Origin of the sequence: Ruegeria sp. HKCCD7251, assembly GCF_013031165.1 — a bacterium.
Lineage (GTDB): Bacteria > Pseudomonadota > Alphaproteobacteria > Rhodobacterales > Rhodobacteraceae > Ruegeria.
The window spans coordinates 47,775-69,074 of sequence record NZ_WPZC01000006.1 but is presented as its reverse complement, the minus strand read 5'-3'; the positions used below and the strand labels follow the sequence as shown (position 1 = coordinate 69,074).

The window sequence follows — 21,300 nt, the reverse complement described above, 5'->3', positions numbered from 1 at the left end:
TGTTCAGTGTCGCGCCGCTTAGCTACAGGATTCCCCGATGGCAGACCAGCGTGCCGAACTGACTTGGACCGATGATCAAATACCCGTTTCAGACCGGTTCGACGACCCGTATTACTCGTTGCAAAACGGGCTGGCTGAGACGCGTCATGTCTTTCTTGACGGCAACGACCTGCCCGCGCGCTTCGCGCCGGGATTTCGTATTGCTGAACTTGGGTTTGGCACCGGCCTGAACATGCTGACCGCGTGGTCAGAGTGGGAGAAGTCCGGACAAACAACACCTTTGAGCTTTACCAGTTTCGAAGCCTACCCAATGGACCCTGCGGATATGTCCCGCGCATTGGAGGCTTTTCCCGAAATCACCCCCTGGAGCACGCGTTTTCTGCAGCACTGGCGCGGAGGGTCGTGCGATTTGGGTACGCTGCGGCTGGAGGTTATCGAAGGGGACGCGCGCGAGACGCTGGCCAATTGGACCAAGTCTGCCGAGGCGTGGTTTCTGGATGGGTTCTCTCCGGCCAAGAACCCGGAATTGTGGGGGGCCGAGTTGATGCAGCATGTGGCTGACCATACGACCCCCGGCGGTACTGCCGCGACCTACACGGCTGCAGGTTTCGTTCGCCGCGGATTGGAGGATGCGGGCTTTTCTGTCACTCGCGTCCCCGGATATGGCCGCAAACGCCATATGACGCGGGCGGTCAGATCATGACGCAGCAAAACAATACACGCGCAGGGATTGCCCTGATGATCGCGGCAACCGTTGTGTTCGCGTTGCAGGACGGAATGTCCCGCCACCTTGCAGGTACCTACAACACCTACATGGTCGTCATGATCCGGTATTGGTTCTTTGCTGCGTTCGTCCTGGCACTGGCCCTTCGCGCCCCGGGTGGCATCGGAGTGACGGCGCGGACTAGCCAACTGGGATGGCAGATATTGCGCGGTGTACTGCTTGCCGGCGAGATTTGCGTGGCCGTTTATGCCTTTACCGTGCTGGGTCTGATTGAAAGTCAGGCTGTGTTCATCTGTTATCCGCTATTGGTGGCGGCGCTTAGCGGTCCGGTATTGGGGGAAAAGGTGGGCTGGCGGCGATGGACGGCAATTGGCGTCGGCTGCATGGGCGTGCTGATTATCCTCCAACCCGGTATGGGCGTGTTCAACCCGCTGGCAGTGATCCCCCTGATCTCGGCTCTGATGTTCGCGGTCTATGGGTTGCTGACCCGGTATGTCGCCCGACAGGACAGCACTGCAACCAGCTTTTTCTGGACCGGTATCGCCGGAGCGGTCGCCATGACTGCGGTCGGCATGTGGTTCTGGGAACCTATGGAAAGCCGCGATTGGTTCTGGATGGGGTTGCTGTGTCTCAGCGGGGTGCTGGGACATTGGCTGCTGATCAAATGCTATGAAATGGCCGAAGCCAGCGCCGTTCAGCCCTTTGCCTATTTCCACCTGATGTGGAGCGCGATTCTGGGAATCTCAGTTTTTGGCGAAACCCTGCGGCCCCCGGTTGTCATCGGCGCCGGACTGGTCATCGCCGCTGGCCTGTTCACCTTATGGCGCGAACGCCGCCAGAGTTGAGCCAATCAGCTCTTGCGAAAACGGGATCGGCAGGGCCGGTTGACCCAGACGGGCGCGGTAGACCGGCAGGCTTTCGGCGACGCGCATCACGTAGTTGCGTGTCTCGCTGAACGGGATCGTTTCAATCCAGTCGACAACGTCAATCTCACCTGCGCGTGGGTCACCATACCGACCCATCCAAGAGATCGGTCTGCGCGGCCCGGCATTATATCCGGCGGCCATCATCACTACGTTGCCGTTGAAATCCGCCGCCAGCCCAGACAGGTAATTCGCACCTAGCTTGGCATTGTATTTCCAGTCAGACGTCAGCTTGCCCGTCTTATGACCACTGAGGATGCCCATGTTTTTGGCAACCAGTTGCGCGGTCGCAGGCATGACCTGCATCAAACCTCGGGCACCTGCCCCACTGACGACAATGGGGTCGAACTCACTTTCGCGGCGGGCAATGGCCAACGTCATCTCCTTGGCCATCGGCAGGCCCAGATCGGCCACCGGATGCACCGGGTAATAGGCAGCAGGCAGGACAACACCGGTTTTGGCCGCGCGCTTGGCAATCATTACGGCCAGATGAGGCTCTTTCAATTCGATAACCAGATCACCCAGTTGGGTTGCCTCGACCGAGTCCAGGTCCTCCACCAGATGTGTCAGGAACCGTTCCGACAGGTTTGCTTCGCCAGCTTGCAGCAGCAACAACCCCGCCTCCAGCACGCTGGACTCGGCGAATTCGGCCTGTTTCCAATGTGGCGCGCGTCTGGGGTTTGCCAATTCACCATCGAACGGGCGGCCAATCTGTTCAGCCGCCAGCAATCCGTAGAACGAGGTCTGATGGTCCGCTCCCATGGCATAGGCTTCGTAGGCCTTGTCCGCATTGCCCTGTGCCGCGTAAGCCCGCCCAAGCCAATATCCGGCCCGCCCTTTCGAGATAGGCGACTGAACGGCGTCCGAGAAATTCTGGAAATGACGCACGGCTGTTGCCGGGTCGTTCAGTTTGCGCAGGGCAAGGAACCCTGACAGCCATTCAAGATCGGCATACCCATAGCCCATTTCAGGCGTCATGTGATGGTTGGCCGCGATGTCATAGGCGCGATTGATATCGCCGCCGCGCATCTCCAGCCGCGCCAGGCGACGTCGGCCTTCTGCCCATTTGTCCGGCTCGCCCAAAGCCTCGGGGCCGGTGGACCGCGCCAGCATCAGGTCAATGGCGCTGTCGTCCAGTTCCTTTTTGTCCCGCCAGACAAACCGGTCAAACGCCAGCCCCGGCGCCTCTGCCAACGATTTGGGAACGGCAGCAACTTTACCATCCACACCAGGCAGGCGCTTTTGCAGCGCGATCCGGGCTTCGGCCAGCTTACGATGATCAGACCCGACCAAAGGCAGCATCTGTCCGGCGCTGACAAGGTGGTTATCCCACAGCATCCGATCCAGCCGGGCCTCATGGTGGGGCTTGAGGAGCTTCCCGAAGTTTTCAAGGTAATCCTTCTGCAGGCCTTTACCCATCGGCATGGTCCGCCACGCCGCAACGATATCTGCCTCGGCATCCCCTGGGCGCCCCTTGGCCTTGAGCGCCACCGCATAGTTCAATGCGCCCTCTGCCGTTTGCGGCGGTACATCGGCATAGAACTTCAATACACGGTCAGGATCTGCCCCGGTAAACGCCGGTTCGCTTTTGCGGCGCAGCCATGTCAGGCCCGGCCAATCAGGGCGACGGTCCAAAAAGACCAGTACGTCACCAGAGCTGCCAAAACCTTCGCGAAGCCAATGCCAGACGATTATGTCGCGTGATACCGATCCCCGCGCGCCTGCCTCACGCAAAGCGGCATTCCAGTCGCCATTGCGCATTTCATCCAGCCCGGCGCGCAGATCGCTTGCTGCGTCGGCATGCGCCTGCCCGAATGATCCCAGAATCATTGCCATCAATAGCGTCAGAACGCGTGTCATGCCTTGCATTTCCTAACCAACCAAGGATAGAGCCATTCAGGATAAACCTTGCGCCGCCGGGATCAACTCACATCACTCAGATTGTGATCGCTGGCGGCACAATAATTGCCAACTGCACTCTGAGGAGCGTGTCATGTTCAAAGGCTCGATGCCAGCCCTGGTCACCCCGTTCACTAACGGCGAGTTGGACCTGGATACGCTCAAACGGTTGGTCGAATGGCAGATTCAGGAAGGGTCAACCGGTCTGGTTCCCGTTGGCACCACCGGAGAAAGCCCCACCCTCAGCCATGATGAGCACGAAACCGTCGTTGCAGAGGTCGTGAAGGCGTCGGCCGGGCGTGTACCAGTGATCGCGGGTGCGGGATCGAACAATACGGTCGAAGCTATCCGTTTTGTGCGATTCGCTCAGAAGGTTGGCGCTGACGCCGCGCTGGTTGTGACCCCGTATTACAACAAGCCGACGCAAAAAGGACTGATCGCACATTTCCGGGCGCTGCACGACTGCGCAGATATTCCGATCATCATCTACAATATACCAGGCCGCTCGGTCGTCGACATGACGCCTGAAACGATGGGAGAGTTGGCGGAACTGCCGCGCATTGTGGGCGTTAAGGACGCCACCGGCGATCTGGCGCGTGTCAGCCAGCAGCGCGCCACCTGCGGCGCAGATTTCTGTCAATTGTCAGGCGAAGACGCAACTGCACTTGGCTTCAATGCGCATGGGGGCATGGGCTGCATTTCGGTAACAGCAAACGTGGCGCCGAAACTCTGCGCCGAGTTCCAGCAAGCGACGCTTCAGGGTGATTACGCCAAGGCGTTGGAATATCAGGACCGGCTGATGCCTTTGCACGAGGCGATCTTTATTGAACCGGGTCTTGTGGGCGCGAAATACGCCCTCAGTAAACTCGGCCTTTGCAGCACCGAAGTCCGTTCGCCTCTGACTGAGCTGGAAGAAGGTACCAAATCTGCGATTGATGCGGCATTGGTCCACGCCGGTCTCCTATAGCCCCGCTGACACTTGGCGGGGTCCGCCCTTCATCTGGCTGAAAATATCCCGGGGGATGAATTGGTCTGAAAGACCAAGAAGGGGGCTGGCCCCCTTCCTTATCTCTTTCCGTAATACAATCCGACCACGTGCTCGGCCTGCGCGAAAAACAACCAGCGTGACACGGCGACACCCGCCAGATGCGAGACCACCGCGATCAGCGCAAAAAAGTGGTTGAACGGCAAAAACAGCAGAACGACTGGTACGAAGAAAGCCAACAGAAACGAAAGGATCCTCAGTTTCTCGGCGTGTTTGCGCCCCACGACGTGCACGAACTCCCGCAATAGATAGTTCGTCCCCGTGTGAGGTGGCTCAAAAGCCCGAACTGCCCCGCGCGACCCCAGACTCGTTGCCGAGCCTAGGTTGGTTCCAGATTTGGCGAACGCTTTGTCGCCCTGCCACCAATAAAGGGCTTGAATGGTCGCGGCGATAAGTAACAAAGGTACGGCAAGCCGGGTTTGACCTGCAAGCAGAGCCCCGCCAGCCAGACCGAAACTCAGAAACAGAGCCGGTGTCAGCTTCATGTTCCAGCGAGGGATGGTCTTGAGTTGGGTATAGATCATGGACGTCGTGAAAACAGTCGCCAGCGAAAACACTGACCCGATGACCCCAAGCACGCTCCACTTTTGTCCCAGAAAGACCGCTCCAATCGCGTAAAAGCCCATGACGGTCAGCGCGATGACAGCGCACCAACCTTCACGACTAAGCCAACTGGACCTCCATTGTGTGAAGGCCTTCCAGGCGCGTTCAGGGTGCCCAAGGTGGAAGGTCGACGCCACAAGTCCGCCAACAGACAGGCCATAGGCGATAATAAAGAAGACGAACGCAACCCAGCCGGTGACGTCCGGCATCCCCAGACCCAGAAAGAAGAGAAGACCGAAACCCAGACCGGACAGGGTGGTGAAGATGATGACGGAAGGCGCTGGATGCATCAGAGCTTCTCCAGAGCTTTGTCGAGCCAGCCGATAAAGCCCTTGGGTTCTTCGGCGACCGGAGCCAGCAGGGGCGCGAGAATATCAATCTGGTCTTCCACCTGATCTTTGGGGCGCGGTGGCAGGTATTTGTTCACGGGTTTTGTGCCCATCTCGGGCATCAGGTCCATTCCTTCGCGTTCGGCCACCAATTTACTGACATCGCTTTCGGGGTCTCCCAGATCACCGAAATGCCGTGCCCCTGCGGGGCAGGTGCGAACGCAGGATGGAACTCGGTCCACTTCGGGCAGGTTTTCATTGTAAATACGGTCAACACACAATGTGCATTTCTTCATTACACCTTCCGCCATATCCATCTCACGCGCGCCGTAAGGGCAGGACCACGCGCAGAGCCCACATCCGATGCAGTCACTTTCATTGACCAGCACGATGCCATCCTCGACCCGCTTGTAACTGGCCCCGGTTGGGCAAACGGTGACGCATGGGGCGTCCTCGCAATGCAGGCAGGACTTTGGAAAGTGGATCAGTTGGGCCGGGCCTTGATTGGGTTGCACTTCGTAGGAATGAACTCGGTTCAGGAACGTGCCTGAGGGATTGCTGCCATAGGCATCCTGATCCGAAAGGGGAGCGCCATAGTTTTCTGTGTTCCAACCTTTGCACGATATTACGCAGGCATGGCACCCGACACAGGTGTCGAGATCGATCACCAGCCCCATTTTGCGCTCGGTGGATTGCGGGAGCTGGGTCATGGTTGCCTTGCCTCTGCGTTTGGGGTGACGGCGGGCTGGGGCTCTGCCCCAGACCCCGGGATATTTTGGGCCAGATGAAGAGCGGATCGGGTCATTTGCCAACCTTCCAAGCGAGGTCTTTGGGCCCGGTCCCCACAGGCGACTTGATCGGGCTAAATTCCGGTTGGCTTTCCGCATCCTCAGGCGGCGCGGCCTTTTCGATTTTGACCTTCAGGTCGAACCACGCGGCCTGTCCGGTAACCGGGTCGGAATTGGCCCAGCGCATTCCATCGCCTTTGTGTGGGAGGAGTTCGTGGATCAGGTGGTTCAGCAGGAAGCCTTTGGTGGCTTCGGGGGCGTCTTCTTGCAGGGCCCAGGCACCTTTGCGCTTACCAATGGCGTTCCATGTCCACACGGTATTTTCGTTCAGTGCAGCCATTTCCATGACTGGGACTGTGATTTCCCCATGCGGTGAACTGACTTTGGCCCAGTCACCGTCTTGCAGATCGTGTTCGCGCATCAGCTTTGTGGGCACGTAAAGCGGGTTGCGCCCGTGCAATTGGCGGAGCCATGCGTTTTGGGTGCCCCAGCTGTGATACATCGCCATGGGGCGTTGGGTTAGGGCGTTGACGGTGAAGCCTTCGTTGCCCTGCTGGTCGGTTTCGTACCAGATGGGCAGCGGGTCCATCGTGTCTTTGAGGCGCTGGCGCAGGTGCTCGGGGGGCTGGCGGTCACCATGCCCTTCGGCGGCCAGTTGGAATTTGCGCATCGGTTCGGAATAGAGCTGGAACAAGTAGGGTTGCGGGCTGTCATAGAGGCCCATGTCAACGGCCCAATCCTGATAGGCGGTGTTCCACGGTTTGTAGTAGTCCGCGCCTTCGGGGATGTGGGCCACGTAGAAGCCGCCGTTTTCGATGTACCGGTTTAACTGGTCCGGGTTGACCTCACCACGCCCTTCCTTGTCGCCGTCCTCACCCCGGAACCCGGCAAGCGGGCCGATGCCCGGTTTGCGTTCGTGGTTGACGATATAGTCAGCGTAATCCTTCCATTTTGGTGTGCCGTCTTCGTTTGTGAAGCCCGGCAGGCTCATGCGGTTGGCCAGTTCAATGAGCACCGACTGGAACCCGCGTACGTCGCGGTCGGGTTCGATCACGGGCCAGCGGATCGCGTCGGCGGCGGCGTCGGCCTCGCAGATTGGGCGGTCCAGAAGTGAGATGCAGTCGTGTCGCTCCAGATAAGTTGTGTCGGGCAGGATCAGGTCGGCATAGGCGACCATTTCCGAGGAATAGGCATCCGAGTAGATGATCTTGGGGATGACGTATTTGCCGTCTTCGGTCTTGGCCGAAAGCATCTCCATCACGCCCTTGGTGTTCATGGAGGAGTTCCACGACATGTTCGCCATATACATGAACAGCGTGTCGATCTTGTAAGGATCACCGGCGGCGGCGTTCGAGATCACCATATGCATCAGCCCATGCGCCGACATTGGGTTTTCCCATGTGAACGCCTTGTCGATGCGCTGGGCATTTCCGTTTTCGTCCAGCAGCAGGTCTTCGGGGCCGCGCGGGAAGCCAAGATGGGGGCCTTCCAGCGGGCGACCCGGGCGGCGGTCGCCGTGCGGGGTGGGGTGGGCCTCGACCGGTTTGGGGTAGGGCGGTTTGAAGCGGAAGCCGCCGGGAACCTCGACTGTGCCGAGCAGGATTTGCAGGACATGCAGCGCGCGACAGGTTTGGAAGCCGTTGGCATGGGCCGAGATGCCGCGCATCGCGTGGAAGCTGACCGGACGGCCCACCATCTCGGTATGTGTCTCGCCGCGGAAGTCGGTCCATTCGTGGTCCAGCTCGATCGCTTCGTCAAAGGCGACGCGGGCGATTTCCGCAGCGATGGCGCGGATGCGCTTGGCCGGTATGCCGCAGCGTTCGGCCACGGCCTCGGGCGCGTGGTCGTCGGACAGGTATTTCTCGGCCATCAGGTGAAAAACCGGGCGGTGCGTGACGCCGTCCTTGTCGTATGTGGCCGACAGGTCCGGGCGGACGCCGGGTTTGTCAAAGGCGGTGGGCTCGCCTGTCACGCGGTCGATCACCAGTGGTTTACCGTCGGCGTCGCGCAGGAACAGGCCCTTTTCCGGGCCCTCGGCAGCGTTCACCAGAACCGGCGCATTGGTGTAGCGGCTGAGGTAGTCGAGGTCGATCTTTCCTGCCTTCATCAGTACATGGATCAGCGACAGGATAAACAGTCCATCGGTGCCGGGCGTGATCCCGACCCAATCGTCAGCGACGGCGTTATAGCCCGAGCGGATCGGGTTCACACCGATCACCCGCGCGCCGCGTGCCTTGATCTTGCCGATCCCCATCTTGATCGGGTTGCTGTCATGATCCTCGGCCACACCGAATAGCATAAACAGCTTGGTGTGCTCCCAGTCGGGCTGGCCGAATTCCCAGAACGCGCCGCCCATGGTGTAGATCCCACCCGCCGCCATGTTGACCGAGCAGAATCCGCCATGGGCCGCATAGTTTGGCGTGCCGAAATGCTGCGCCCAGAAACTGGTAAAGCTCTGGCTTTGGTCGCGCCCGGTGAAGAAGGCCAGTTTCTGTGGGGCGGTTTCGTGCAGTTCGTTCAGCCAGCCGACAGCGGTGCTGATCGCCTCGTCCCATTCGATTTCGCGGAATTCGCCCGAGCCACGCGGGCCGACCCGGCGCAGCGGTTTACGAAGGCGCGAGGGCGCGTTGACCTGCATGATCCCGGCGCTGCCCTTGGCGCACAGAACGCCCTTGTTCACGGGGTGGTCTCGGTTGCCCTCGATATAGGCAACTTTGCCGTCCTTCATGTGGACATTGATACCGCAGCGGCAGGCGCACATGTAGCAGGTGGTCTTGCGGACCTCGTCTGAGACCTTGGGCGAGGTGTCGATCACTGGCTGGTTCAAAAGCGCCCCCCTTAAAGACTGCGATCCGACCTTTCTCATAAAATGAGGTAAATCGGAATAATGTTTTCACTTTTTCTTGTGAGGACGACTTACGTCCCGGAATCGTTGTGTTGCGCCTGAACGGCGGTGACGGCGATCATGTGCAGTATGTCCTCGGATGAACAGCCGCGTGACAGGTCGTTGGCGGGTTTCGCCAATCCTTGCAACACGGGGCCGATCGCCTCGACCCCGCCGATGCGCTGCGCGATTTTATAACCCAGATTGCCCGCGTTCAGGCTGGGGAAGACAAAGACATTTGCTTCACCTTTGAGTGGTGAGTCCGTGGCCTTGGCGGCGGCGATTTCAGGCACGAAGGCGGCGTCGAACTGTAGCTCTCCGTCGATCAGCAGGCTTGGGTCTTTGGCGCGGGCGATCTGCGTCGCTTCGACCACTTTCGAAACCTTAGGGTGTTCTGCGCTGCCCGAGGTGGAAAAGGATAGCATCGCCACCCGCGCAACCTCGCCGGTCAGGGTCGTGTAGGAGTCAGCCGAGGCGCGGGCGATCTCTGCCATCTCTTGTGCGTCGGGGTCCACAATCAGCCCGCAATCGGCAAAGATTCGGGCGCCTTTGACCTCGTGATGGTCCTGGCAGAACAACATCAGGAAAAAGCTGGATACCATCGCGGCTTCGGGCGCGGTGCCGATGATCTGTAACGCGGCGCGCACGGTGTCAGAGGTTGTCTCGACCGCGCCGCCGACCGTGCCGTCGGCGATGTCCTGTAGCACCAGCATTGCGGCATAGATCAGACGGTTGGTGATCTGCTGGCGCGCGTTTTCCAACGTCATGCCCTTGTGCTTGCGCCGTTCGTATAGCGCTTGCGCAAGGCCGGGCGTCAGGTCCGACGTGGCCGGATCGTGGATGTCGATCCGGTCTGAATCATACCCGTCATGGGTTTCAAGCAGGGCCGAAACTTCGGCCCTGTCTCCGATCAGGATGATCCGCGCGACATTCTCTTTTACGGCTTTCACCGCGCCTTCGACAACGCGGGGATCGTCGCCCTCGGACAGGGCGATGATTTTGTCCGACGCGCTTGCCGCCCCGAGAATGGCGCGCAGAGGCTTCACGGGGGTTACGCCCCGGCCTGTGGGGCCATGTCATCGGCGCTGATGCCCGCAACCGCCACCGGCTTTTTCATCGCGTCGCGGCGGAAGGGTTCGCCCAGTTCCTGATTGATCATGGCTTCGATCAGGGTGGTGATGCCGTTCTTCTGGTCTTCGATGGCCTGATTCAGGGCGGCCGTCAGCTCGTCCATCGTGCGCGCCACGACGCCTTTCAGACCGCAAGCTTGTGCAATTCCGGCGTAAGACACTTTGGTGTCCAACTCGGTGCCAACGAAATTGTCGTCAAACCACAGGGTCGAGTTTCGCTTTTCGGCCCCCCACTGATAGTTGCGGAAGACGATCTGGGTGATGGCGGGCCATTCCTCGCGCCCGATGGCGGTCAGTTCGTTGACCGCGATACCAAAGGCTCCGTCGCCCGAGAACCCGACAACCGGCACGTCCGGGTTGCCGATCTTGGCGCCCACAACCGACGGCAGGCCATAGCCACACGGGCCGAACAGGCCGGGCGCCAGATACTTGCGACCATCCTCGAAGGATGGGTAGGCATTGCCAATGGCGCAGTTGTTGCCGATATCGGACGAGATGATCGCCTCTTTCGGCAGGGCGGACTGAATCGCGCGCCACGCCATGCGGGGGCTCATCCAGTCGGGCTTGGCGGCGCGGGCGCGCTGGTTCCATGTGGTGCCCGGATCGTCATCTTCGTGGTCCATGCTGGAGAGTTGCTGCGCCCATGCGGATTTTTTCTGGGCGATGCGCGACTTGCGTTCAATCCGCCCTGCATCGCCTGCAGTATCGCTTAGCTGCGCTAGAATGCCCTTGGCCACCTTGGCCGCGTCACCGATGATGCCCACCGAAACCGTCTTGGTCAGGCCGATCCGGTCGGCGTTGATGTCGACCTGAATGATCTTGGCGTCCGTCGGCCAGTATTCCATGCCATAGCCGGGCAGGGTCGAGAACGGGTTCAGGCGGGTGCCGAGGCACAAAACCACATCAGCCTCGCTGATCAATTCCATCCCCGCTTTTGAGCCGTTATAGCCCAGCGGCCCGGCAAACAGCGGGTGCGAACCGGGGAAGGCATCGTTGTGCTGATAGCCAACGCAGACCGGCGCATCCAGACGCTCGGCCAGATCTTTAGACGCCCCGATCCCGCCTTCGGACAGAACCACGCCCGCGCCGTTCAGGATCACCGGGTTCTTGGCATTCGACAGCAGATCGGCCGCCTGCGCCACGGCGCTTTCGCCGCCCGAAGGGCGCTCGAACTCAACAACTGCGGGTAGGTCGACGTCGATGACCTGAGTCCACATATCGCGCGGGATGTTCAACTGCGCAGGCGCACTGGCGCGTTTGGCCTGCATGATCACGCGGTTCAGAACCTCGCACACGCGGGACGGGTCGCGGACCTCTTCCTGATAGGCGACCATGTCTTCGAACAGTTTCATCTGCTCGACTTCCTGAAAACCACCCTGACCGATGGTCTTGTTCGCGGCCTGCGGGGTGACCAGCAGCAGCGGGGTGTGGTTCCAATAGGCGGTTTTAACAGCGGTGACAAAGTTGGTGATGCCGGGCCCGTTCTGCGCGATCATCATCGACATCTTGCCGGTGGCGCGGGTATAGCCGTCGGCCATCATTCCGGCGCTGCCTTCATGCGCGCAGTCCCAGAACATGATCCCCGCCTTAGGGAACAGGTCCGAGATTGGCATCATGGCCGAGCCGATAATCCCGAACGCATGTTCGATTCCGTGCATTTGCAGAACCTTAACAAAGGCCTCTTCCGTGGTCATTTTCATCTGAATGATCTCCGCGCATATGTGGAATGGCTGGGTCATTCGCCCCGCCTTTAGATATGGTTTTGACGGATGGGGAAGAGTGACGTTAGGGCCAGAATGCGCAGCGGAATAGGTCCAGTATTCCGCTAATAGTCGCGGATCGCCTCGGCGATGCGTTTTACGCCCGGTGCGATGCGATCCGGCGCGATTGAGGAATATCCCAGACGGTAGAAATTCCGGGGCCGATCGGGTTCGGAAAAGAATGGCGCGCCGGGTTCGATGTGGACGCTTTGGCCTTGCAGGGCCTTAGCCAGCCGGGTTGTGTCCACATGATCCGGTGCCGACATCCAGATTGATGAACCGCCCAGAACGCCGCGCCCGGCGACAGTCAGGCCATTCTGTTCGACGGCCTGATCTAGCGCCGTGCGCCGTTGGGCCAGCGCCTTGGACATCCGCCTGATCTGCGCGTCATAGTGGCCAAGCGACAGGAAATAGGCGGCCGTGCGCTGGATATGTCCTGGCGGGTGGCGCAAGACCAGTGATCGCAGGGCGCGGGCCTCGCGGATAAAAGGCTCGGACCCTACCATGTAGCCAAGGCGCAAGCCGGGAAAGAGCGATTTCGAGAAGCTGCCCACATAGATCACCCTCCCGTCCCGGTCCATCGACTTGAGCGCGGGCGAGGGCGCACCCAGAAAGGCCATCTCGAATTCATAGTCATCCTCGACCACCATCGCGTCCAATTCGCGGGCATGGGCCAGCAGAGCGGTGCGCCGGTCCACAGGCATGGTCGCGGTGGTCGGGCTTTGGTGGCTGGGGGTGGTAAAAATCACATCGGTCTGGTCGGGCAATGCCTCGGGTGGCAAGCCGTCGCGGTCCACGGCGACCGGGGCCACTTTGCAATCGGAATGGTTCAGCAGGTCGCGAAGGGCATAGTAGCACGGGTCTTCGATCACCGCCGTCCGGTTGCGGTTCAACAGAATGCGCGAGGCTAGCCAAAGCGCGTTTTGCGCGCCCATTGTAATCAGAATCTCTTCGGGTCGGGCTGCGATGCCGCGGCGGGGCAGGGTGTGGCGGGCGATGAACTCGACCAGCAGGGGGTCGTCCTGATCCACGTAATCCCCGGTCAGGGAATCGAAATCCTTATGTCCCAGCGCCCTGACCGCGCAAAGTCGCCAGTTGGCGTGGTCAAACAGCGACCGGTCGGCCTGACCATAGATGAACGGATAGCGGTAATCGCGCCAATCTGCGGGTTTGGTCAGGGTATCCCCGTCCGAAAAACGCCGGGCCAGCGCCGTGTTCCAATCGACCGTTTCATTTCCGCGCGGAGTGGGCGTGTATTTCGGCGGCACCGGCGCATTTTCCGACACATAATACCCCGACCGCCCTTTGGAGGTGAGGTAGTCATTGGCCAGCAACTCCGTATAGGCCAGCGTTACCGTGATCCGGCTGACCCCCAGATGTGCGGCCAGTTTGCGGGATGACGGCAGTTTCTCACCCACGTGGAAACGGCCCGACAGGATACCCTCGGCAATCATCTGCTGGATCTGCGCCTGCAGCGTGCCCTGACCGTTGAGTTCCAGAAAGAAAGTGTCGACCGAAATGCCCATAGGGCTTTATAGGGTGGACTTATGGGGTGAGCAATCTGGACTTACTGGTTTTTGATCATTTTCATTGACACCAGAAATCGACTCGCCTAAATAACTAGAAATCTAGTTTAATGGAGTACACGAAATGTGGGAAACCGCCGCTGCGGGATTTTCGGCCATGGGGTCCGAGGCCCGGTTGAAGGTTCTGAAAACTCTGGTCCGTGCAGGTGAAGCCGGGCTGACCGTTGGGGAAATACAGGAACGCACGGGTATCGCGCCTTCTACGCTGGCCCATCACCTGCGGTTTCTGGCAGCCGGAGGCGTGGTGCAGCAGGAAAAGATCGGGCGCACCACGATCAACCGCGCCAGCTATGACGAGTTGCGAAACCTGGCGCAGTTCATCCTGTCCGAGTGCTGCGTGGACGAAGAAGGAAAGGCCGCGAACGATGGCTGAACTGACAAAGAACCCGAAGATTTCGGGAAAAGCCGCGCTGGACGTGATTAAAACGCCTTGGGCTGTGATCGTTGCGATCTTGATTGCCGTGGCGGTTCTGGACCCCGGAAACTGGGCAGAGGTTGTCACATTCGCAGGCAAGGCCCTTGCCCACACCGGTCAATATATCTTGTTTGCCGTCCTGCTTCTGTCTTACCTGAAGGCGACAGGGGCCGAAGTCATGGTCGCGCGCGCCTTTGAGGGGCGCGAGACACGGATGATTTTCCTCGCCGCTCTGTTTGGTGGGTTGGCACCATTTTGTTCCTGCGAGGTGATCCCGTTTATCGCCGGTCTGCTGGCGCTGGGTGCGCCCTTGTCGGCGGTGATGGCGTTCTGGCTCAGCTCGCCTTTGATCGACCCGCCCACATTGCTGATCACCGCAGGTGCGTTGGGCTGGCCGTTCGCGATCGGTAAAGCCGTAGCCGCCGTTGCCTTGGGATTGTTCGGTGGTTTTGTCGTGCGCGGTCTGATGCGCAGCGGCGCATTCGCGCAACCGCTCCGGGAATACAAACCCGCTGGATGCTGCGGGTGCGGCCCAAAGCAAGACGACAAACCCGTCTGGCGGTTCTGGCAGCAGCCCGAGCGTCGTCAGCGCTTTCGCACCGAGTTTGTTCACAACGGTCTGTTCTTGCTGAAATGGCTGGCCCTTGCCTATGTCCTTGAGGCGCTGCTGGTCAGCTATGTGCCCGCCGATCTGATTGCCCGCGTGGTTGGTGGTGAGGGTGTCGTGCCCATCGTTATCGCAGCCCTGGTTGGAATGCCGGCCTACCTGAACTCATACGTCGCACCGCCGCTGCTGGCCGGTCTGACTGAACAAGGGATGAGCGTCGGTGCCGCCATGTCCTTCATGGTTGCAGGTGCGGTCAGTTCGATCCCGGCCATGGCAGCCGTCTGGTCGCTGGTCAAGCCGAAGGTGTTTGCGACCTATCTGGGGCTGGGCATAACCGGCGCCATTATCGCAGGGATCATCTTTCAGATGGTTTAGTGCGATTTGGGTGCCAAGCTGAACCCCAGACGCGTAAAAGGAAAAACCGCCCGGTGTTTTCTCACCGGACGGTTTCGCGTGATCAGCTTGCGTCGCAGTAGCGTGGCAGCTTGAAGCGGTATCGCGGTTCACCACTTTCGACATACACGCGTTTTTCTATGCAGGCGCTGTCGCCAACGGTCTGGGAAATCGGTGATTCTGTCGACGAGATCGACGTTGCAGACCCGTCCGGCAACCGTACCGAGGCAATGACCCCATTCTTGAGATCTCCGTTGATCGGCGTGGCAGACAGGACCGGAACCGTCATGAATGCTTCGTGTTCGTGGCGCCCGTCATCGTTGAGAAGCAATAGGGCCGCTGCAACGGCAACGACTCCGACACCTCCGAGCACAGCCAGACCCTTGGTTTTCATAAAAGCATAGATCGACACGGCACGGTGTGGACCAAATAGGGCAGACAAGACATTCAGCATGGGGGTACCGTCAAAAAAGCCCCGGCCTGTTCAGGCAGGGGCTGTCTGTAGATTAGGGGCGCAGATCGTCTTCGTCTTCATCCTCGGCCCCGCCTTTAGGCAGGTTGAAGAAGCTATCCGCGTCGATGACCGGTTCGTCGTCTTTTTCTTCGACCGGCTCGTCAGACAGCGAGAATGTCTCGAGGCCCTCGATGGCGGTCGGGATTTTTGGCGCGGAGTCCATTTCCAGCGACTGCTCGGTCGAAACCAGCTTGCGGCGTTCGTCATCGCTCATGACGCCACCTTCGGCGGCTTTCTTGGCGGCCGCCTTCTGCACGATCGCATCCAGTTCGGACTGTTTGCACAGGCCCAGGGCAACCGGGTCGATGGGTTGCATGTTGGCGATGTTCCAGTGGGTGCGCTCGCGGATCGACTGGATGGTGGGCTTGGTGGTGCCGACCAGCTTGGCGATCTGGCCGTCGCTCAGTTCAGGGTGGAACTTGACCAGCCATAGGATCGAGTTCGGACGGTCCTGACGCTTGGACAGCGGGGTGTAACGCGGGCCACGGCGCTTTTCCTCGCCTGCCGCAGCAGCGTTGAACTTAAGCTTGAGCTTGTGCAGCGGGTTGTTCTGCGCGGCGTCGATCTCGTCCTGGGTTAGTTGGTTATTGGCGATGGGGTCAAAGCCTTTGACGCCAGCGGCCACGTCGCCGTCGGCGATGCCCTGCACCTCAAGCTCGTGCATACCCACGAAATCCGCGATCTGCTTGAAGCTGATCGTGGTGTTGTCCACCAGCCATACGGCTGTTGCCTTGGCCATAAGCGGTTTTGCCATCAGCCCGTCTCCTTTAAATACATCTGTCCCGTCGCCGGAATTCGGCGGCCCCGTGGTCTTGGGGCAGGTTTCCGTTGTCGGGGAACTTGGCCCGTATATAGTCGCGCAAGGTCAAGAAGGGAAGAGGCGAATGCGCCAAGGGATTCTGGGGCTGTTATTATGCGTTCTGAGTGCGGCGACGGTGCTGGCCGAGGGCGAAAAGGCAGGGGAATTCGACTATTATGTTCTGTCCCTCAGTTGGTCGCCCAACTGGTGCGCGCGTGAAGGGGATGCGCGTAGCTCGGATCAATGCGATGCGCGTCACGATCATGGTTGGATCCTGCACGGGTTGTGGCCTCAGTTTCATCAGGGCTGGCCGTCCTATTGCCGAACCGCCGTGGCGCCACCCACCCGTCGTATGACGCGGGAAATGGCGGATATTCAGGGCACGTCCGGTTTGGCGTGGCACCAGTGGAAGAAACACGGAACCTGCTCGGGCCTGTCCGCGCCGGACTATTTCGCGCTGTCGCGCCAAGCATATCAGCAAGTCGCGCGGCCCGAGGTCTTTCGCAAACTGGATGCCGCCGTCAAACTGCCGGCTTCGGTGGTTGAGGAGGCGTTTCTGAAAGCTAATCCGGGACTAAAACCGGACATGATCACCATCACCTGCAAACAAGGGTACATTGAAGAAGTCCGTTTGTGCCTGTCGCGCGATCTTAAACCCGTTCCTTGCGGCCGGGACGTGATCCGCGATTGTGCAGCCAAGGACGCTCTGTTCGATCCGATTCGCTAGAGTTTCTTGTTCTGACAGTCGCGCGCGTATTCCAGCGCCTTGGCCGTGCCCTTCAGGTCTATGGCCATGACAGTTTCCCCTGCCGGATTGTAAACGGTCATCGTGCGGTTCTGAGCGATCGCATTCACAAAGTTCCGGTCGGTGAAAAACACGGTCGCACCCGGCACGCGGTCCAATTTGAACCCCGTGGCCGTGGCATCAAAACTTTTGCCATCCAGTTCGAACCGGATGGGATAGCTTTGGCCCTGTTCGATGTCGCCCCACGCCTTGTTGAAAACCGTAAAATACCCGCGATTGTTCAGCGCGTCGTAACCGATCCGAACCACCGAGAGGTCTTCATACACCGTCTGGATCAAGCACCCGTTGCCAAGCGCAGGGTCCATCATGATGTTCCAACCCTCGGCAAAGCCTTTGTCGACGAGTTCCTGCGACCAGGCGACGGTTGCTGTGAAGGCGGCGAGGGTAAGGGCGAGAAGGCGGGTCACTAAACAACTCTACAGTTAACGTGGCACAGTTGAGGTTAGTGACTTTTTATTGAATTACAAAGACATAATTTCTTTGTGTGGAATAAGGTAATTGGGAGCAATGAAACTACTGCTCGCCTTTTTTTGCAGTGCTTTTGCATACGCTGCAACGGCGCTTATCTTGTTCGGAAATGTTCTTCAGCCAATTGCATATGTAACATTTTGGAGCGATCGATTGGGCGCCCCTTTTTGGCCGTTTCTCGTGTTCTTTGGCGGTTTTTTGGGTTTATCGGTCAGTGCGTTCTTTAGCAGGTTAAATTTCGAAGCCCATATCACTCTGCCGGTGTTCATTGTCTTGGCCATGAGCCTATCAAGCGTCTTTGTCGGATCTTATGCAAGCGTCCTGCGCGCTAGATCGATCAACGTTTTTGATGCGGATGCGGAGTTCAGAAACTCATTCTTTCAGACGCTTCGAAATGCGCCAAGAGAGTTTCAGTTCTATTTGCATGCGGCTGCGCTTAAGGACTGCGTTCCTTATGCTTGGAGCTACCGAACCATGTCGTTTTACCAACTGCCAAACAACATCGCAGTCAATGTTTTGCCGCACGAATGGGTGGTACAATGTGGAATCACAAGAGACTAGCCGGAGCATTTGTCACCCGGAACTTTTGGTAAGATCAAAGTTCTTTCCGCGCCCGCAGCGCCGCTGTAATCGTCCCGTCATCCAGATAATCCAGCTCTCCGCCAATCGGCACGCCCTGCGCCAGAGAGGTCAGTCGGACCTGCCTCTCTAGCTGATCGGCGATGTAATGCGCTGTTGTCTGGCCATCGACTGTGGCGTTCAGGGCGAGGATGACCTCGGTAACTCCTTCGGCGACCACCCGGTCCTTGAGGCGCGGAATGCGCAGCTCGTCCGGGCCGACGCCGTCCAGTGCCGACAATGTGCCGCCCAGCACGTGATAGCGGCCTTTGAACACGCCCGCGCGCTCCATCGCCCAAAGGTCGGCGACGTCTTCGACCACGCAAAGCTCACCAGTCGCGCGGGCCTCGCTGTCGCAGATATCGCAGATATCGGTGGTGCCGACGTTGCCACAGTTCAGGCATTCGCGGGCGGTGATGGCGACCTGTTGCATGGCGTCTGACAGGGGCGTCAGCAGCAGGGCACGCTTGCGGATCAGGTGCAGCACTGCGCGGCGGGCCGAGCGCGGACCCAGACCCGGCAGCTTGGCCAACAGGTCGATCAGGTTGTCGATGTCGCTGTTCGAACTCACTGAGCGCGCTCCTGCAAATGGGCCGGGCATGCGCGCCCGGCCTGTGTTTCGTCAGGAATGTCTATCAGAAAGGCAGCTTGATGTCTGCGGGCAGGCCCATGCTTTCGGTGAGCTTTGCCATTTCTTCCTGCGACCGCTCTGCGGCTTTGGTCTGTGCGTCCTTGATGGCAGCAAGGATCAGGTCCTCGACCACTTCCTTGTCGTCGCCATTGAAGATCGACGGGTCGATGTCCAGACCTTTCAGCTCGCCTTTTGCAGTTGCGGTGGCCTTGACCAGCCCGGCACCAGATTCGCCGACAACCATGATGGTGTTCAGTTCTTCCTGCATGTCGGTCATCTTGGTCTGCAAATCCTGTGCGGATTTCATCATCTTGGCCATGTCGCCCAGACCGCCGAGTCCTTTGAGCATCGTGTTTCTCCTGTAAGTCCGTTTGAAGCCTAAATACGGACGGCACCCGCGCGGCACAAGGGCCGTGGGGCTCCCGCCTGTCGTCAAGGTCTTTGGCAAGACCTTTCCTCCCGTTGGGCCCGGCAGCGCGGGCCTTGCCCACGCTGCCGGGCCCAAGTCCGCTCAGGGCTGTCGGCGTCAGCCGATGGTCCGTCGCGGGTGCGGGAGTATTTCGGGTTTTTTACGCGAAGGGTTCAGTCCTCTTCGAACGGGTCCCATTCGTCTTCGACTTCGGGCAAGGCTTCGGTTTCGACCTTTGCGGCGCGTTCCTCGGGCGTTTCGATCCTTTTGATCCGAGCCTTGGGGAATTGTTTCAGCACCGCCTGAACCAGCGGATGCTGCTCGGCCTCAGCGCGCAGGGCGAGGTCTGCCGCGTCCCTGACTTCGGCAATTGTCGCCATGTCGCCGTCCGATACGACCGATACCGCCCAACGATTTCCGGTCCAGCGTTGCAACGCTGACCCCAGTCGTTGCGCCAAATCCGTCGGAGCGCTGTCGGCCGGAGTAAATTCGATCCGCCCCGGCTGGTACGAAACCAGACGCACGCCGTTTTCAACCTCGACCAGCAGTTTCACATCCCGGTTTGTGCGGATCAGTTCAACCACATGTTCGAATGTCGGATACCGGGCCAGAGCGGTCTGTGTGTCCCGCGCCAAAGCCGCGCTGGGTGCGCCCGCGCCACCACCCGCTGGCGCCGCGTAGGATTGTGCCGCTGGCGCATGTGCCTGAACGGTGCCCTGTGTCGGCGCTGACATTCCACCGCCGGGCCCGCCGTTCGGGGCAGGGGGCGGGGCGTCCTGAAGACGTCTGATCAGCTCTTCCGGGGTGGGCAGGTCGGCGACATGGGTCAGCCGGATGATAGCCATTTCTGCGGACATCATGGCATTGGGCGCTGCCGAAACTTCTTCGAGTGCTTTCAGCAACATCTGCCACATCCGGGTCAGAATGCGCATGGGAAGGGCCTCGGCCATCTGGACGCCCCGGGCGCGTTCGTCAGGCGAGACTGTCGGATCTTCGGCTGCGTCCGGCGTAATCTTGACCACCGAGACCCAATGCGTGATCTCGGCCAGATCGCGCAGTACGGCCAGCGGGTCGGCACCTTCGGCATATTGACCGCCAAGCTCCGTCAACGCTCCGGCGGTATCGCCGCGCAGGATCATGTCCATCAGGTCCAGCACACGCCCGCGATCAGCCAACCCCAGCATGGCCCGCACCTGATCCGCGCTGGTTTCCCCGGCACCATGCGAAATGGCTTGATCCAGCAGCGAGGTCGCATCCCGGGCCGAACCTTCCGCCGCACGAGTGATCAGCGCCAAGGCGTCCTCGGCAATCTGAGCGTTCTCGGCAGTTGCGATTTTTTTCAGCAGGCCGATCATGTCCTCGGGTTCGATCCGGCGCAGGTCGAAGCGTTGACACCGCGACAGGACCGTCACCGGAACCTTGCGGATTTCGGTTGTGGCAAAGATGAACTTCACATGCTCAGGCGGTTCTTCAAGGGTTTTGAGCAAAGCGTTGAACGCGCTGTTCGACAGCATGTGAACTTCGTCGATGATGTATATCTTGTAGCGCGCACTGGCGGCACGATAGCGGACGCTTTCGATGATCTCGCGAATGTCGTTCACACCGGTGCGGCTTGCGGCGTCCATCTCCATTACGTCGACATGGCGGCCCTCCATGATGGCCACGCAGTGTTCGCACTGGCCGCAGGGTTCGATTGTCGCTTTGCCTTCACTGTCTGGTCCGATGCAGTTCATGCCCTTGGCAATGATCCGCGCGGTGGTGGTTTTGCCGGTACCGCGAATGCCGGTCATGACAAAGGCCTGCGCTATCCGGTCGGCCTCGAACGCGTTTTTCAGGGTGCGTACCATGGCGTCCTGGCCCACGAGGTCGGCAAAAGTTTCAGGACGGTATTTGCGGGCGAGCACCTGATAGGCGGGGCTTGGTGTTTCGGTCATGTCTGCTCTGTCGGATTCGTATCAGCTTTGCAGCGT

General features: G+C 59.6%; 20 protein-coding genes. 7 read left to right on the top strand and 13 right to left on the bottom strand.

Annotated features, from left to right (window positions below; genetic code table 11):
- The first annotated feature begins 37 nt into the window (after positions 1-37).
- On the top strand, positions 38-703 hold the full coding sequence (mnmD, locus tag GOX75_RS14970; RefSeq protein WP_171124394.1) for a tRNA (5-methylaminomethyl-2-thiouridine)(34)-methyltransferase MnmD: 666 nt from the start codon (positions 38-40) through the stop codon (positions 701-703).
- Entirely contained in the window at positions 700-1,569 is an 870-nt protein-coding gene (locus GOX75_RS14965) for a DMT family transporter (RefSeq protein WP_171124392.1), read from the top strand. Before mnmD ends, GOX75_RS14965 begins: the two co-directional genes overlap by 4 nt.
- On the opposite strand, the gene GOX75_RS14960 is transcribed toward GOX75_RS14965, so the two are convergent.
- Positions 1,543-3,507, bottom strand: coding sequence for a lytic transglycosylase domain-containing protein (locus GOX75_RS14960; protein ID WP_171124390.1), 1,965 nt, complete (start codon positions 3,505-3,507; stop codon positions 1,543-1,545). The two genes, GOX75_RS14965 and GOX75_RS14960, sit on opposite strands and share 27 nt — an antisense overlap.
- 133 nt (positions 3,508-3,640) lie before the next feature.
- Here GOX75_RS14960 and dapA point away from each other — a divergent pair, with 133 nt between their 5' ends.
- The gene (gene dapA / locus GOX75_RS14955) at positions 3,641-4,513 is read left to right on the top strand and encodes a 4-hydroxy-tetrahydrodipicolinate synthase (protein ID WP_171124388.1); all 873 of its coding nucleotides are present in this window, start codon (positions 3,641-3,643) and stop codon (positions 4,511-4,513) included.
- A gap of 98 nt (positions 4,514-4,611) precedes the next feature.
- On the opposite strand, the gene GOX75_RS14950 is transcribed toward dapA, so the two are convergent.
- The 6 genes from GOX75_RS14950 to GOX75_RS14925 all read right to left on the bottom strand — a co-directional run bounded on the left by GOX75_RS14950 (position 4,612) and on the right by GOX75_RS14925 (position 13,611).
- The gene (locus GOX75_RS14950) at positions 4,612-5,484 is read right to left on the bottom strand and encodes a DmsC/YnfH family molybdoenzyme membrane anchor subunit (protein ID WP_171124386.1); all 873 of its coding nucleotides are present in this window, start codon (positions 5,482-5,484) and stop codon (positions 4,612-4,614) included.
- Positions 5,484-6,233 carry a 4Fe-4S dicluster domain-containing protein gene (locus tag GOX75_RS14945; protein WP_171124384.1) on the bottom strand — a complete coding sequence of 250 codons (750 nt, stop codon included), beginning with the start codon at positions 6,231-6,233 and terminating at the stop codon, positions 5,484-5,486. The genes GOX75_RS14950 and GOX75_RS14945 overlap by 1 nt, the downstream gene beginning before the upstream one ends.
- Before the next feature lie 91 nt (positions 6,234-6,324).
- The gene (locus GOX75_RS14940; RefSeq protein WP_171124382.1) at positions 6,325-9,177 is read right to left on the bottom strand and encodes a molybdopterin oxidoreductase family protein; all 2,853 of its coding nucleotides are present in this window, start codon (positions 9,175-9,177) and stop codon (positions 6,325-6,327) included.
- A 50-nt stretch (positions 9,178-9,227) separates the two neighbouring features.
- The gene (gene pta / locus GOX75_RS14935; RefSeq protein ID WP_171124380.1) at positions 9,228-10,241 is read right to left on the bottom strand and encodes a phosphate acetyltransferase; all 1,014 of its coding nucleotides are present in this window, start codon (positions 10,239-10,241) and stop codon (positions 9,228-9,230) included.
- A 5-nt stretch (positions 10,242-10,246) separates the two neighbouring features.
- Positions 10,247-12,025, bottom strand: a complete 1,779-nt coding sequence (gene xsc, locus GOX75_RS14930; protein ID WP_171124675.1) for a sulfoacetaldehyde acetyltransferase — start codon at positions 12,023-12,025, stop codon at positions 10,247-10,249.
- Between the two features lie 125 nt (positions 12,026-12,150).
- Positions 12,151-13,611: a PLP-dependent aminotransferase family protein gene (locus GOX75_RS14925; RefSeq protein ID WP_171124379.1), complete on the bottom strand. Its 1,461-nt coding sequence runs from the start codon at positions 13,609-13,611 to the stop codon at positions 12,151-12,153.
- A 124-nt stretch (positions 13,612-13,735) separates the two neighbouring features.
- Between GOX75_RS14925 and GOX75_RS14920 the strand changes: the two genes are divergently transcribed.
- Together GOX75_RS14920 and GOX75_RS14915 are read left to right on the top strand one after the other, a co-directional pair.
- Positions 13,736-14,044 (top strand): helix-turn-helix transcriptional regulator, encoded by a 309-nt coding sequence (locus GOX75_RS14920; RefSeq protein ID WP_171124377.1) that lies wholly within the window; start codon positions 13,736-13,738, stop codon positions 14,042-14,044.
- A complete protein-coding gene (locus tag GOX75_RS14915) occupies positions 14,037-15,068 on the top strand; it encodes a permease (RefSeq protein WP_171124375.1) in 1,032 nt (343 codons plus the stop codon). Before GOX75_RS14920 ends, GOX75_RS14915 begins: the two co-directional genes overlap by 8 nt.
- Before the next feature lie 82 nt (positions 15,069-15,150).
- Here the strand turns inward: GOX75_RS14915 and GOX75_RS14910 are convergent, their stop codons facing one another.
- Together GOX75_RS14910 and GOX75_RS14905 are read right to left on the bottom strand one after the other, a co-directional pair.
- Positions 15,151-15,540, bottom strand: a complete 390-nt coding sequence (locus GOX75_RS14910) for a hypothetical protein (protein WP_171124372.1) — start codon at positions 15,538-15,540, stop codon at positions 15,151-15,153.
- A 52-nt stretch (positions 15,541-15,592) separates the two neighbouring features.
- Entirely contained in the window at positions 15,593-16,354 is a 762-nt protein-coding gene (locus tag GOX75_RS14905) for a DUF1013 domain-containing protein (protein WP_171124370.1), read from the bottom strand.
- Between the two features lie 130 nt (positions 16,355-16,484).
- Here GOX75_RS14905 and GOX75_RS14900 point away from each other — a divergent pair, with 130 nt between their 5' ends.
- A complete protein-coding gene (locus GOX75_RS14900; protein ID WP_171124368.1) occupies positions 16,485-17,126 on the top strand; it encodes a ribonuclease T2 in 642 nt (213 codons plus the stop codon).
- Here the strand turns inward: GOX75_RS14900 and GOX75_RS14895 are convergent.
- A complete protein-coding gene (locus tag GOX75_RS14895; protein WP_171124367.1) occupies positions 17,123-17,611 on the bottom strand; it encodes a hypothetical protein in 489 nt (162 codons plus the stop codon). The genes GOX75_RS14900 and GOX75_RS14895 overlap by 4 nt on opposite strands.
- 100 nt (positions 17,612-17,711) lie before the next feature.
- Here GOX75_RS14895 and GOX75_RS14890 point away from each other — a divergent pair, with 100 nt between their 5' ends.
- Positions 17,712-18,233: a hypothetical protein gene (locus tag GOX75_RS14890; RefSeq protein WP_171124365.1), complete on the top strand. Its 522-nt coding sequence runs from the start codon at positions 17,712-17,714 to the stop codon at positions 18,231-18,233.
- Positions 18,234-18,267: 34 nt separating this feature from the next.
- On the opposite strand, the gene recR is transcribed toward GOX75_RS14890, so the two are convergent.
- The 3 genes from recR to GOX75_RS14875 all read right to left on the bottom strand — a co-directional run bounded on the left by recR (position 18,268) and on the right by GOX75_RS14875 (position 21,264).
- Positions 18,268-18,861: a recombination mediator RecR gene (gene recR / locus GOX75_RS14885; protein ID WP_171124363.1), complete on the bottom strand. Its 594-nt coding sequence runs from the start codon at positions 18,859-18,861 to the stop codon at positions 18,268-18,270.
- Positions 18,862-18,925: 64 nt separating this feature from the next.
- Positions 18,926-19,270, bottom strand: coding sequence for a YbaB/EbfC family nucleoid-associated protein (locus tag GOX75_RS14880; protein ID WP_170386032.1), 345 nt, complete (start codon positions 19,268-19,270; stop codon positions 18,926-18,928).
- A 233-nt stretch (positions 19,271-19,503) separates the two neighbouring features.
- Positions 19,504-21,264, bottom strand: coding sequence for a DNA polymerase III subunit gamma/tau (locus GOX75_RS14875; protein WP_171124361.1), 1,761 nt, complete (start codon positions 21,262-21,264; stop codon positions 19,504-19,506).
- Positions 21,265-21,300 lie beyond the last annotated feature (36 nt).